General features: G+C 54.2%; 12 protein-coding genes. 11 read left to right on the top strand and 1 reads right to left on the bottom strand.

What is annotated here, in order from left to right:
* Positions 1–26 precede the first annotated feature (26 nt).
* The 3 genes from KP22_RS18070 to KP22_RS18060 all read left to right on the top strand — a co-directional run bounded on the left by KP22_RS18070 (position 27) and on the right by KP22_RS18060 (position 4,212).
* Positions 27–1,136, top strand: coding sequence for a DUF6094 domain-containing protein (locus KP22_RS18070; protein ID WP_039325594.1), 1,110 nt, complete (start codon positions 27–29; stop codon positions 1,134–1,136).
* Between the two features lie 135 nt (positions 1,137–1,271).
* A complete protein-coding gene (locus KP22_RS18065; protein WP_039325592.1) occupies positions 1,272–3,551 on the top strand; it encodes a DEAD/DEAH box helicase family protein in 2,280 nt (759 codons plus the stop codon).
* 277 nt (positions 3,552–3,828) lie between these two features.
* On the top strand, positions 3,829–4,212 hold the full coding sequence (locus KP22_RS18060; RefSeq protein ID WP_039325589.1) for a DUF1413 domain-containing protein: 384 nt from the start codon (positions 3,829–3,831) through the stop codon (positions 4,210–4,212).
* A 90-nt stretch (positions 4,213–4,302) separates the two neighbouring features.
* On the opposite strand, the gene KP22_RS18055 is transcribed toward KP22_RS18060, so the two are convergent.
* Entirely contained in the window at positions 4,303–6,462 is a 2,160-nt protein-coding gene (locus KP22_RS18055) for an SEC-C domain-containing protein (protein ID WP_039325587.1), read from the bottom strand.
* A 399-nt stretch (positions 6,463–6,861) separates the two neighbouring features.
* Here KP22_RS18055 and pilL2 point away from each other — a divergent pair, with 399 nt between their 5' ends.
* The 8 genes from pilL2 (at position 6,862) to KP22_RS18015 (ending at position 13,709) form a co-directional block, all read left to right on the top strand.
* Positions 6,862–7,431, top strand: a complete 570-nt coding sequence (gene pilL2 / locus KP22_RS18050) for a PFGI-1 class ICE element type IV pilus protein PilL2 (protein WP_039325585.1) — start codon at positions 6,862–6,864, stop codon at positions 7,429–7,431.
* Positions 7,428–8,081, top strand: coding sequence for an SH3 domain-containing protein (locus tag KP22_RS18045; protein WP_039325583.1), 654 nt, complete (start codon positions 7,428–7,430; stop codon positions 8,079–8,081). The genes pilL2 and KP22_RS18045 overlap by 4 nt, the downstream gene beginning before the upstream one ends.
* Complete coding sequence (locus tag KP22_RS18040; RefSeq protein ID WP_425311596.1) at positions 8,081–8,809, top strand: TIGR03759 family integrating conjugative element protein; 729 nt, start codon at positions 8,081–8,083, stop codon at positions 8,807–8,809. Before KP22_RS18045 ends, KP22_RS18040 begins: the two co-directional genes overlap by 1 nt.
* On the top strand, positions 8,791–9,381 hold the full coding sequence (locus tag KP22_RS18035) for a transglycosylase SLT domain-containing protein (protein ID WP_039325579.1): 591 nt from the start codon (positions 8,791–8,793) through the stop codon (positions 9,379–9,381). The genes KP22_RS18040 and KP22_RS18035 overlap by 19 nt, the downstream gene beginning before the upstream one ends.
* Positions 9,378–9,917, top strand: coding sequence for an integrating conjugative element protein (locus tag KP22_RS18030; protein WP_039325577.1), 540 nt, complete (start codon positions 9,378–9,380; stop codon positions 9,915–9,917). The genes KP22_RS18035 and KP22_RS18030 overlap by 4 nt, the downstream gene beginning before the upstream one ends.
* A gap of 4 nt (positions 9,918–9,921) precedes the next feature.
* Positions 9,922–12,081, top strand: coding sequence for a type IV conjugative transfer system coupling protein TraD (gene traD / locus KP22_RS18025; RefSeq protein WP_039325574.1), 2,160 nt, complete (start codon positions 9,922–9,924; stop codon positions 12,079–12,081).
* On the top strand, positions 12,078–12,827 hold the full coding sequence (locus KP22_RS18020; protein WP_039325572.1) for a TIGR03747 family integrating conjugative element membrane protein: 750 nt from the start codon (positions 12,078–12,080) through the stop codon (positions 12,825–12,827). The genes traD and KP22_RS18020 overlap by 4 nt, the downstream gene beginning before the upstream one ends.
* Before the next feature lie 270 nt (positions 12,828–13,097).
* On the top strand, positions 13,098–13,709 hold the full coding sequence (locus KP22_RS18015) for a hypothetical protein (RefSeq protein WP_039325570.1): 612 nt from the start codon (positions 13,098–13,100) through the stop codon (positions 13,707–13,709).
* The last annotated feature ends 323 nt before the right edge of the window (positions 13,710–14,032 follow it).

The following is a 14,032-nucleotide window of genomic DNA, read 5'->3' as shown; positions in this document are numbered from 1 at the left end:
TCATCATCGCCAGACAGGAGATTCCTATGGCACTCATGTTTCCCCGGCTCGCCAGAAATTTTGCCAAAAATGGCTATTACCCTACCGATGAGTCCACGCTTGAACGGACACTCGCCGCACTGGCACCCAGCGATGAGCCCATGTGCATTATTGATCCTTGTGCCGGCGAGGGCGTTGCGATTGCCGAAGCCGCCCATGCCCTCGGGCTTGCTCACACCCGGTCGTACGCTGTCGAATACGATCAGGAGCGCGCCAGTCATGCACGATTGTTGGTCGAACACTGTATCCATGCCGATTTGATGGACACCATCATTTCGCGTCAGGCATTCGGCTTGCTTTGGCTCAACCCACCGTACGGCGACTTATCCAGAGATGCCAACGGCAATATCGGTTACGACGGTAAAAGCCGGCCCCGACTGGAAAAGTTGTTCTACCAGCGGACGCTGCCCCTGCTGCAGTACCACGGCATTCTCGTTTTCATCATTCCGTCCTATGTGCTCGACCAGGAAATGGTGGGCTGGCTTACGCGCCACTTCGCCGACCTGCGTGTCTTCCGTGCGGTAGATACACAGTTCAAACAAGTTGTGCTATTTGGTCGTCGCGTTCGCCAGCGCGATCTGGCGAGTGAAGACGTGAAGCCCACCCGTGCCCGGTTGTTGCAAATCGGGCAGGGAGAACAGGACGTAGAGGAATTGCCGTCCAAGTGGACATCATTGCCGTATGTCGTTCCAAGCGCCCAGGCTGAACCCGAGCATTTTTATCGCATCAGCATGGAGCCGATACAGTTCGCCGAAGAGGTACAACGCCTGCGAGGTTTGTGGCCAGCGTTCGAGACTCACCTCGGTGCCGCGCAGCAGTCGCTGCGTGCGCCTGCTCGTGCGTTATCTGAATGGCACCTGGCATTAGCCCTGGCGGCGGGTGCTATCTCCGGTGTCGTGCAGTCCCCAAGCGGTCGCACGCTTGCAGTCAAGGGGGATACCTACAAGCAAAAAGCGACGAACACCGAGTATTGCGAACGCGATGACGGCTCCATCGCCGAAACGCGCATTCTCACCGATAAGTTCGTGCCCGTCATCAGAGCATGGGACCTGTCTCCTGACTCAGCCACGCTGGGACAGATCCTTACCATCCATTAATCCCCGCTGGGGGAAGCAGCATCACCCACACACCGCTGGCCACTGAACCCGAGTTCAACGCCAGTCCGTTTCTCTTACCCATCGGGGCATACATCGCCCCTGGGCGGTGCATGCCCCATTTTTTGGAGCATCACCATGAGCATACAAATCGAAGCGGCCCCTGCCGTAACGCAATCACCCGAGACTGGAGATCTGTTCGCCCCTGCGAACGACGAACTCTCCATCAGCATGCAGGATTTTGTCAGCGAGTTCGGGGATGAGTTGCTCGACTCTCTCAACCGGGCCAATCCACCGGTCTACAACGGTGTGCCGCGTGCAAACCGCCAACGCATTCTGGCCAACCTCAAGCGACAGTTGTTCCCCGCCCAGGCCGAGGTCGTGCATGCAACGGCCGAGTTGCTCGTCAATCAGGGCGAGCGTGCGGCCATCGTCAATGGTGAGATGGGGACGGGAAAAACCACCGTCGGCATCGCGCTGGCGGCGGTGCTCAATGCGGAAGGCTATCGCCGCACACTCGTCCTCAGCCCGCCACACCTGGTCTACAAATGGCGCAGGGAAATTCTCGAAACCGTCACGGGGGCCAAAGTCTGGGTGCTCAACGGCCCAGACACGCTGCTCAAACTGATCAAGCTGCGCGAGCAACTGAATGTGCCAGCCGATGGACAGGAATTTTTCATCATTGGCCGTGTGCGCATGCGCATGGGATTCCACTGGAAGCCCGCGTTCGTTCGCAAGCGCACCCGTCACGGCACAGTGGGGCTTTGTCCACACTGCGGCACCATGGTTCGCAATCTTGATGGCGAACCGGTCAGCGCACTGGAACTCGACGCGGAGGAAGTACGTCGCAAGTGTAGTTTTTGCGAAAGTGCCCTCTGGACACTGATGCGACCACGCAGTTTGTCAGGCAGCGATCAATCCGCAGCGGTACTGCGGGCGCTGAAACGTATTCCGACCATAGGTGAAGCCACTGCGGCCAAACTGATGAAGACCTTCGGCGATTCATTCCTGGCATCAATGCTAGGTGACAACTTCCACCAGTTCATCAACCTGATGGACAACCGGGGGGAGTTGGTTTTTTCAGACCGGCAGGCTCAGCGCATGGAACGCGCCATGTCGAGTATGGAGTTCGGCTTCGGTGAGGGCGGCTATCAACCCAGCGAATTTGTGAAGCGGTATCTGCCGCAAAGCACGTTCGATTTGCTCATCGCCGACGAAGCGCACGAGTACAAGACAGGCGGTTCAGCGCAGGGGCAGGCCATGGGTGTTATTGCGGCCAAAACCCGCAAAACGCTGCTACTCACTGGCACGCTGATGGGAGGCTACGCTTCCGACCTCTTTTATCTGCTGTTCCGGGCGCTGCCAGGACGTATGATCGAAGACGGTTACCGACCAAGTGCCAGCGGCAGTATGAACGCTGCAGCCATGGCATTCATGCGGGAGCACGGCGTCCTCAAGGATATCTATTCCGAGAGCGATGGTCCGTCCCACAAGACCGCCAAAGGCTCGAAGGTTACCGTCAGGACAGTCAAAGCGCCGGGGTTCGGCCCCAAAGGTGTGCTTCGCTGCGTTCTGCCCTTCACGATTTTCCTCAAGCTCCGGGATATTGGTGGCGTATTGCCCCCGTATGACGAAGAATTCAGGGAAGTCGAGATGGACGCTGAGCAAAGTGATACCTACAGCCAGCTCGCTGCCAGCCTGACGACTCAGCTCAAGGAAGCCCTGCGAAAGCGGGACACCACCTTGCTGGGCGTGGTGCTCAATGTGCTGCTGGCTTGGTCTGACTGCTGCTTTCGTACTGAAACCGTGCGCCATCCACGTACGCGAGAAGTACTGGCTTTCACCCCGGCCCAGTTCAATGAGCTGCAGGTGATGCCCAAGGAGCGGGAACTGATCGACATCTGCAAACAGGAGAAAGCAGAAGGTCGCAAGACTCTGATCTATTCCGTTTACACCGATACGCGGGACACCACCAGCAGGCTGAAGATGTTGCTGGAGCAAGAGGGCTTCAAAGTAGCGGTACTACGTGCGAGCGTAGATGCCAGCCGACGTGAAGACTGGATTGCCGAACAACTCGACAGAGGGATTGATGTCCTCATCACCAACCCCGAGCTGGTCAAAACGGGGCTGGATCTTCTGGAATTCCCAACGATTGTGTTCATGCAATCTGGGTACAACGTGTACACGCTGCAGCAGGCTGCACGTCGTTCCTGGCGTATCGGACAAAAGCAGCCTGTGAAGGTGATCTACCTGGGGTATACGGCCACGTCGCAGATGACCTGCCTGGCTCTGATGGCGAAGAAAATTCTGGTCTCTCAGAGCACGTCGGGAGACGTGCCTGAATCAGGACTAGATGTGCTTAATCAAGATGGTGACTCTATTGAAGTCGCTCTGGCCCGACAGCTTGTCGCGGCCTGATATTGCTGTCTGCCGGCGTCCTACAAGGACGTCGGCTTTTTTACATGACACGTCCCGCTGTGGCGGTGAAAACTGCCCAGAGAGCCCTCAAGAAAAAACTTGGCCTGACCACCATCTCGGACAAGCTGCAAGGTAGCGAGCGGATGTGCCGCATTGAATGAACACAAAGATTCATCACAAAAGGAGTTAAAACCTCACAACTCCTTTACTTTGAAATCAGGAGTAATTAGGATTACTCCTGTGCTCTCCTTTTGAGAGCTTTTAACAGGAGATTGGCATGGTAAAGCTGTTTGTGGAGATTGATGACGCACTTTTGTCCCGGGTTTTGATCGACAGTCAGGAGCAAGAAATCAGCCTTGATACCTTCATCTGCGAGGCGTTGAACGCTGCATTGGCAAGCCCAAGCCCCGTATCCGCGCGAAAAGTAGTGAATATTGATGACCTGATTACGAGTGCGGTGGAGCGTGTCAGCCCCAAAGAAATCGGCTCTGAGTTCATGCTGATAGATCTGTGTACCGACGAAGACTGGGAGGCTCTCAGTGGCGGCGAGCGCAAAAGCCTCGGCAAAGGGTTCCGAAAAGCGGTTGAAGGCATGAACCCGCCTATTGCCAAGTATGTTCGCCGCACCAGTAGCAACAAGGCTGTCTACAAACGAGTCTAACCAAAGACTGATGTTCCTGTCTGCTGGCGTCCCGTAAGGACGCCAGCTTTTTCACATAACACGTCGCGCTAAGCCCCCCAGCATCTGGCCTCAGAGACAACACTTTTTGTACTTAATGCCGCTTCCACAAGGGCACGGATCGTTGCGTCTATACTTCTTAGGACTGAATGCCCGCTCCATTGTCTTAATAGCCCTTCCGAATGAAGAAGATGACTTCATGTCTTTGGTTAACTCATCCATCTCAGGGGATCGTTCCCAGGGGGAATTGAGCGTGATTCCGAATTGGATTTCGCCCTTGAGTCCCACAGACACTCCGTACCACTGTGCAGCCCGTTGAGCGTATTTTCGTTTGGCACAGTGCACCTCCAGGGTTCTGACTGCCTCCTGGCTGGGTGTAGGATTGCAATGGAAGCAAATCCCAGTCCCCGGTTCAGACATTCCAAGTACGAAGTCATGCCGTTTGCCATCCATCTTTGCCATGTTGGTCAAGCCTTCGATAGCCTTATGAACCGTCTTACTCGATTCCTCCCCCATAGACAGTAGAGTGAACCCCAGTTCAAGAATCGCAGGGGCAGGCCGGCGCTCAATCTGCTCAATCAATCGCTCATAGAACGTCCCCCTCATTTTAGTGAGGATGCCTTCAGGGACTCGCTTGCCGGGGAGCCCTTCCCGCCGAACAGTCATTGCAGCATCCAAATCCGCTGCGATTGAGTCCTCCAGCATTACTAAGTTGTATTCGTCATCGAGGCAGAGATTGCACCGCAGATGGTAGGCAAGAGCGGTGAGCTCGTGCCCCATCATCAGCTTATGTGACGACTCAACGCGCATTCGGACGTAGCTCAGAAAACGCAACGGTGTATCCAGCATCTCTGCTAGTACATCCAGCAGAAATACGTCCATCACAAAGGGCGGGCGAACAATCTCATCAGAGCTATATTTCAAGTATTGGCTGGCTTGAAACGCTAGTGCAGGGTAGTGATCAGACACTACGCAGAACGGGTAGATTTCCTTGATCTGCTTCGGCAGCACGACAGCCTGGCCTCGATCATCTTCGAGCCTGCATTTTCCAGCTCTAATAGCCGCCGCGCACTCCGCCCCTTGGTCATAGGCTTTCTGAATCGCTGCGGCGAAATCAGCCTTGATTTGCCCATCGTTACCTTTACGGGCAGCTAGGGTTAGTTTTTTAGCTTTTGCCTGAACGATAATGACCCGGTCACCAAAAATGACCAGCACGTCCGCTTCGGCAACAATCCGCTTGCCCTCAAATAGATTGACGTTGGTGTAGACACCGGCATTTACAAAGACGGATGCCAGGCGGCGCTGAGAAAACTGTTCGGTGAAAGCTCCTCGATTGTCCGAAGCCTGTTGCTTGTAATTTTCATCCTGGTTCATCCAGAAGAAAGGCGACTCATATAGCGCTTCGTAGATCGAATAGTGAGAGAACAGCAACACTGAGCCACGCCCTGTCGGCAGCAATGGAGTTGCTGCAACTTGATTGAAGTCTCCGATCTCCTTGAACAAGCCGTTGTGGCCACTGAACGTTAGCGCCTTGAAAACTGCCTCAACAACATCAATCTCCTGACCAGAACGCTGGGCTATCTCCTGCACGGTGAACTCGAAGAGTTCAAGAACCGGGCCTACAGGTATTTCTCCTACCTTTGTTTTGCCGATCAAGCTTGTTCCATTGGTTGCGCGAGCATCCATCAACGAACACATTGCACTCGCTACTCGAAGAGCCTGGGCACTGCTGAACCCCATGACTCTCTTTAGCCAGTCATCATCAGGAGCATGCTTTTCTGCAAAAAAATCGCGGTACTGAAAACTGTAAGCTGACTCGGTGCCATAGAAAATTGGCTCTTTCATCATTGCGCCTTGCCAAAAATCGGCCATGGTGGCCCCCTGTTGAGCCTGGGAAATCAGCTCGCCGATTGTCAGGCCGGTCATAGTGTCATGAAGCTCGCCTAGCAATTCGTCAGTGCGAGAGGCATAACCTCTCAACGTGTCTTCATCAACCTCAGTTAGATCCACAGGTTGACGCATCATCAGCCCCAACAACGTGCTTATTTCATTGCGATTGAGTCTTTTCCGGTCAAACAGATGCTCAAGATCGGAAGCCTTGTACTCACCTTGGAACGATACGAGGTTGTCGCGATAACAGATACCGGCCACAGCATGAACATAGCCAGGTTGGGCCGTTAGTATTCTCAGATCTTCAAAAACTTCGGTTTCGCTTCGTTGCGTGGAATGCATTCCCGTTACTCCAAGGTTCATGACTTAGGATTAATGTCGACGGACGATCTTCACCTAGTGAAGCTGATGTGGCAACCGATCATTAGATTCGTGAGGCTAGCTGAAAATTTTCAGTGCCTCTGTCCGATAATCCACGATGAGTCGGGTGTCCTTGCAGGCGGATACGTAGGAACATGACGGCGCGGATTCGTGCCGTCCGAGCACAGTCCAATCATAGGCCCTGACGCTTTACCTGACCGGGGAAGTCCAGAAAAGTGCGGCACTGGAATCATCGTCACCCCCCACACACTTCGTCTGCGTCAACGACGCAAAATAGGAAGGCACCCAATCCGCATTCTTTGCTGATCAAACCCACGCCTCAGACGAAGGTAACAGCTCATCGCTATAGAGAGCTGAACCATGTCACCAACACATTCAATCCGGCGGCTGTTTGTCAATCACCTGCTGATCATTGCAGCCTTGAGCAGCGGATGCACAACAACCACTGCCCCGCCCCCCTCTCCGCCCATCAAAGCGGTCACCTTGGTTCCCGACGCTACGCCGGACTTCGTTCCCGTTGTACGTTACGGACGCTATACCCTGGTCGAACTGGCTCCCGATGCGGCGCAGCGTAATCTGTTGCTGCAGGTGATTGACGTATCAATACCCGAGCATTCCCGCGCTACCGTGGGTGACGGCCTTCGGCACGCGCTCAAGCGAAGTGGCTACCAGCTCTGCGAAACAGCCCAGTCTGTAATTGAACTCTATTCACTGCCACTGCCCGCTGCGCATCTGCACCTCGGCCCGATGACCTTGCGGGAGGCATTGCTTACCTTGGCCGGGCCGTTCTGGGCGCTGTATGTCGATAACCGTACGCGACAAGTGTGCTTCAAACGCCCCGATATCGACGCTGGCACTGACACAGCAAATGACGACACTTTGGTCGCCGAGGCGGTTAAGCCCCTCCCTCCTGTCGGAGGGCAACCATGAACAACACCGCCATCACGTTGAAGCACACCTCAACCATGATCATCCAACTCCTGGTCTGGGTGTGGCTGGGTGTACTGACTGCTCTTGCCATCCTGAACTATCGCGCAACAGCCGATTTGGTCAAACGCGAGCAGGTGGATGCCAGCCAGCAGCAAGTTCAAGTACTGGAAGGTCGGCTGACAGAGCTGGCTGACAGCATACAGGCCCTTGAAGCACGCCCGGTCCCTGCCAGTACAACAGCCTTACGAAGCATGCAACAAAGTCTGGAAACGCGTATTGCTCAGATGGAACAAACGCAGGAAAACTACGCCTCCACACAAGTCGTGCAAACGCTTCGTGATGAGCTGGCGCAACTCAAGTCTCAACAAACAGCGACCACTCAAAACGCACCAACCACCACCAGCCGCACCACCAATCCTGCTGTTACCGCGCCCAGGAAAATGCCATTCCCGTTTCGTATCCTGGGTCTGGAGCTGCGCGCAGGACAACGCATGGTATCGATTGCACCGGCCAGTGGAGAATCCGCACCTGCACAAATCCAGGTTGTATTACCCGGTGAAACCGTGAACCAGTGGCGACTGGAAACCATCGATGGCGACACCGCAATTTTCAGCCGTGCCGGACAGACACGACGCCTGGCGATCCCCTGATGGAGAAGACAATGAAACGTCTGATGACGATCCTCATCACTGCCACACTGGCCACTCTGACAATGTCCGCGATGGCACAGCCCTCCACCACGATGCAGTCCCGTATCGTACCGACCCAGGTCGAACAGCACCGGGACGAACGCCTGGCACAGGACTGGGGCTTGAACACTGACGAATGGTTGCGCTATCGCGAACTCATGGAGGGGTCCCTCGGCACCTACTCGCCCAACCTCGATCCACTATCCGCGTTGGGTATTGAAGCCCGTAGTGACAACGAGCGACAACGCTATGCCGAGCTACAAGTACAGGCAGAAGCACGTCGTGTTGAAAAACTGCTGGCCTATCAGCGAGCGTACGACGAAGCCTGGCAAAGACAGAATCCCGACATGCTGCGGGTAAATTTGCCTGATGCCGGACTCAACAAAAACACGGTAACCGGAAACGGACGCACGGCGGTGTTCGTCAAGGAGAATTGCCAGCCATGCACCCAACTTGTGCAGCGCTTACAGACCTCCGGCACGCCCTTCGACCTGTATATGGTCGGTTCACGCCAGGACGATGTACGCATCCGGGATTGGGCCAGACGCGCACAGATTGACCCAGAGCAGGTACGCAATAGCACCATCACACTGAACCACGACGCAGGTCGCTGGTTGTCTCTTGGGCTGTCCGGAGACCTGCCTGCCAGTGTCAGACAGGTAAATGGTCAATGGCAGCGTCAGCCCTGACATCCATGCAACGAAGGTGGACGTTGCTGGTAAGCATACTGATGGCTGGCCTGGCTCAGGCCCAGGAGATCCCCCCACCGGCATACCAGTTGGCGGCTCAACGCGCGGGTGTTCCCTCTGTCGTCCTTTATGCAGTGGCGTTGCAGGAAAGTGGTGTGCGCCGTGCAGAACGTATCGTGCCGTGGCCGTGGTCGCTGAATGTGGCAGGCCAGTCTCGCCGATACACCAGCCAGGCTCAGGCCTGTGCAGGAGTACACCAGGCCCTGCAAGACGTACCACTTACCCGCATTGACGTGGGCCTGGGGCAGATCAATCTCGGTTGGCAAAAGCACCGCTACCGCCAGCCCTGTGACTTACTCGATCCGTACAACAACCTGACGATCGCGGCACAGATCCTCAAGGAGCAGCATATCCCCGGCGAAGACTGGCTGCTGGCAATGGGTCGCTACCACCGGCCTGCTGGCGGTGCGCCTGCGGCACGCTACCGGCGCAGTGTGTCGCAACACCTCCAACGTGTATTGGGGCCGCAGCAAACTGTCCCCACCACTCTCAGCAAGGAAACCACCCCATGACGATCCACCTCAAGACGGCATACGGCCTGTTCCTGACACTGGCCATCGTATCACCGTTGATTCACGCAGCACAGCCGCCGATTGTGGTGGAAAACCACGGCGGGGCATCTGCTCTGCCGTACTACGAGGCGCTCAACCTTCAGGTACGTTCACCCGATACTCCACGCCCTCGCATTGCCATGCCGCCGATACAGGTAAATCCAGTAACCGAAGCAGACATGCTGCCAGTACGCAGCACAAAGCTCTCCCCAGGCACCGTAGCACGCCGGGTCATCGACGCACCGGGCCTGCAACCATTCTTTCTGGTCGGCGACGATGAGGCATCCCATGCGTGGCTGCAGCGCCAAAGCGTATTACTTCACGAACGAGGTGCCATCGGCCTGGTGGTCAACGTCGAGACCGAAGACGGCCTGGCACGCCTGCGTGCTATCGCACCAGGTCTGCAGTTTGCGCCAGTGGCGGCCGATGACCTGGCTGAGCGACTTGGCCTGCGGCATTACCCCGCGCTCATCACCAGCACGGGCATTGAGCAATAACACAATGGCACAGCCTCAGCCGGTCGAGGTACTGCTGCGTCCCCCAGTAGAACTCTATACCGTTGCGGTTTGCGCCGGAGCCGCACTGCTGTGTCTGACGGCTCCATGGTCTCTCGCGCTGAGTCCGGACATAGGCATCGGCAGCGCACTGGCCTTCGGAATTTTTGGCGCACTGCGCTGGCGCGATGCACAGGTGATCCTGCGCTACCGACGCAATATCCGTCGCCTGCCACATTACGTGATGACCAGCCGCGACGTGCCAGTCAGCCAACAACGCTTGTTCATTGGCAAAGGATTCCGTTGGGAGCAGAAACACACTCACCGGTTGATGCAAACCTACCGACCTGAGTTCAGGCGTTATGTAGAGCCAACATCCGCCTACCAGTTGGCCCGACGTCTGGAGGAGCGGCTGGAGTTCGCACCATTCCCATTATCGCAACTGCCCCGTCTTACGACCTGGGATATACCGCTCAATCCGGTGCGGCCATTACCGCCCGTTGGCGGCTTACCGCGTCTGCATGGTATTGAGCCTGACGAGGTGGACGTCAGTCTGCCCCTGGGTGAGCGTGTCGGTCACTCCCTGGTACTGGGCACCACGCGCGTAGGCAAAACGCGGCTGGCCGAATTATTCATCACCCAGGATATTCGTCGAAAGAATCACCTGGGCGAGCACGAAGTGGTCATTGTTTTCGACCCTAAAGGCGACGCGGATCTGCTCAAAAGAATGTTCGTCGAGGCCAGACGTGCAGGCAGAGAGAATGCGTTCTACGTGTTTCACCTGGGGTGGCCGGAGATCAGCGCCCGTTACAACGCGGTGGGACGCTTTGGTCGCATCAGCGAAGTCGCGACCCGCATCGCAGGGCAGCTTTCCGGAGAGGGTAACTCTGCTGCATTCAGAGAATTTGCCTGGAGATTCGTCAATGTGATTGCACGCGCATTGATCGAGCTGGGGCAACGACCGGACTACCTGCTGATTCAGCGCCATGTCATCAATATCGATGCGTTGTTCATCGAGTACGCCCAACACTACTTCGCCCGCACAGAACCGAAAGCCTGGGAGGTCATCGTCCAGATTGAAGCCAAGCTCAACGAGAAGAACATTCCCAGGAACATGATCGGTCGCGAAAAGCGCGTGGTCGCCCTTGAACAATACCTCAGTCAGGCCCGTAACTACGATCCCGTACTGGACGGACTGAGATCAGCGGTTCGCTACGACAAAACCTATTTCGACAAGATCGTCGCCAGCCTGCTGCCTCTGCTTGAAAAACTCACCAGTGGCAAAATCGCCCAGTTGCTGGCACCGAACTACTCGGATCTGAGTGACCCCAGGCCGATTTTCGACTGGATGCAGATCATCAGGAAACGCGCAGTCATCTACGTCGGACTCGATGCGCTCTCCGATGCCGAAGTCGCCGCTGCGGTGGGCAACTCGATGTTCAGCGATATGGTCTCTGTGGCCGGACACATCTATAAATTCGGCATCGACGATGGCCTGCCCGGTGCATCGGCTGACACCAAAGTACCAATCAATGTTCATGCCGATGAATTCAATGAACTCATGGGAGACGAATTCATCCCGATGATCAACAAAGGCGGCGGTGCTGGCATCCAGGTCACCGCTTACACTCAAACACTGAGCGATATTGAAGCCCGCATCGGCAATCGCGCCAAAGCCGGTCAAGTCGTCGGCAATTTCAACAACCTGTTCATGCTGCGCGTGCGCGAGACAGCCACCGCCGAACTGCTCACAAAACAGTTGCCCAAGGTGGAGGTCTACACGACGACCGTGGTCAGCGGCGCGACAGACAGCTCCGACATCCACGCCAAAACCGACTTCACCAGCAACACACAGGATCGCATCAGCATGTCGAGCGTGCCGATGATTGAACCGTCCCATGTGGTTCAACTTCCGAAGGGACAGTGCTTCGCGCTGCTTCAAGGCGGAAACCTGTGGAAAGTCCGCATGCCCCTGCCTGCCCCCGATCCAGATGAAATCATGCCGACGGATCTTCAGCAATTGGCAGGCTACATGCGTCAAAGCTACACCGATACGGGTCAATGGTGGCAGAACCAGGGATCGCCCACGCTGCAGGAGCACGCTCTACCGCCTGAATTGCTCGATGAAGATGTCGACAGTCTTACCGACCAGAGTAAAGCGCCATGAGCGATCCAGCGGCTACGGCGCAACATCAGCAAACACGCCGACAAAGCCTGCTGGCGAGTGTCATTACCTTGCCATTCAGGTTAGTGGGAGTGCTGATTGGCTCATTGCTGATTTCAATCATCGTGGAATGCGCAGGTATGCATCTTTTCTGGAAAGACCAGGGCTGGCAACACTCGCAAGCGATGCTGCAGTACGAATTGGGACACCTGTCGAATAACTTTACCCGCAGCGTCATCGTGCAGGAGCCAGGGCGTACGGCACACCAGATTGTCGATACCGGCTATGAATGGATATTCGTCAAAACCGGACTGCTTGAGCGCATGAAGCAGACCGCCGAGCGTGCGCGTGTTCCCAGCCAGACACCCACGCGCGACTTCCGCTACTTCGTGAGCCAAGTCTATGTGTGGTCAGAAAATTATCTGATCGCCGCAGCCTTCACCACGTTGATGTTCATGGTGCGCCTGCTCGTTCTGATACTGACACTGCCACTCACCCTCATGTCGGTATTCATCGGGCTGGTGGATGGTCTGGTCCGGCGCGATGTACGCAGGTTTGGTGCAGGCCGGGAATCAGGATTTGTCTACCACAGAGCCAAGGCAGCGCTATTGCCGCTGGCTGTGCTGCCCTGGGTAACCTATCTGGCGCTACCGATTTCGGTTCATCCGCTGATGATTCTGCTGCCCGGCGCTGCATTGCTGGGCGTCGCTGTGGCGCTGACGGCTAGTAGCTTTAAAAAGTATTTGTAGCTGTGCTTGCTCATCACTCTCTTATTTCTATTGATTCAGCCCGGATTGGCTATTTTACGACACAGATTTTATAGCGCAGATTCAAACCTAATCTGACAGGCAGCTCTGTTGCCATAAGTGGGCGTATAAACAAAGAAATTCAACATTAGCATTAAAAAACACTTACAGCCCAACAATACACAATTTACAACGCATTGTATTATAATAAAAAATAGAGTAATATTTCTGCCTAGCAGGGCAATTTAAAATTAAAAGGTATTTTTTAAATAAATGGCAATGAAGAAAAAGAAAAGACAACAGAGAATGCCAAAAAATAATAAGCCCATTACAAAAACCAAATGGATCTCTCTGAGGAAAATAAATAAAGCTCTCTTATGGTTGGCAGCAATAGGCCTCTTACCTGTAGTTAGTAACTATACCTTTGACTTCCTCACTGGGGACGTTCAGGTCAAATACATTAAATCTCTGGAACGAGGATATGAGTTTAAACTCATAAATAACAGTTCTACAGATCAAGTGATTGAACAATTCAGAATTTCTCCAGAATTTGGTCAAGGAATAATATTCAAAATTAACAAACCCGCATATGGGATTTTTTCTGAAAATGGCGTCACTTTACCTGGGGGTAACTCTACCTACATGCCTGCCTTTGAATACAAGGAAATGAATGGCTATGTATTGAGCTCAAAATCTGAAGTGAGCTTTCGCATACCACCTCTTGCAGCAAGAGATTATATGATTCCAGAGGCTATAATTGTATATGCTGACTATAAAACCAGTTCAAAAAACAAAATCATGAGAAATATTGAACAAATTTTGGGCTTCCTTAATATTATAGACATAAACAAAAGGAAAAAATATATAGTTACTGATAATTATTGAACCCCTATTGCCCAAGACAACGAAGTGAATGCAATCAAAAACGCCTGTCGAGATGATGACATTTTCTCAAAGTCCGAGATATGCAAAGAACAACTTTATTAATAATTCGTACCGCCCATCCATTTTTATTAATATTATATACCCTCCGACAACTCATTCAAAATAGCCGCCCCACATTAAATTGGCTTGTCAGCGCAGGCAATATTGTGCCTTCCCCATGCCGCCCCCCATGACTTTCCAAAAATAGTATTAAACATAAAATCTGAATTTTTTACTACATAGGCCACAAAATTTAAAAAACCGGTAACTGCGTAGTTCCTATT

Source organism: Pectobacterium betavasculorum, assembly GCF_000749845.1.
GTDB lineage: Bacteria > Pseudomonadota > Gammaproteobacteria > Enterobacterales > Enterobacteriaceae > Pectobacterium > Pectobacterium betavasculorum.
This window is presented reverse-complemented; position numbering and strand designations above follow the sequence as displayed.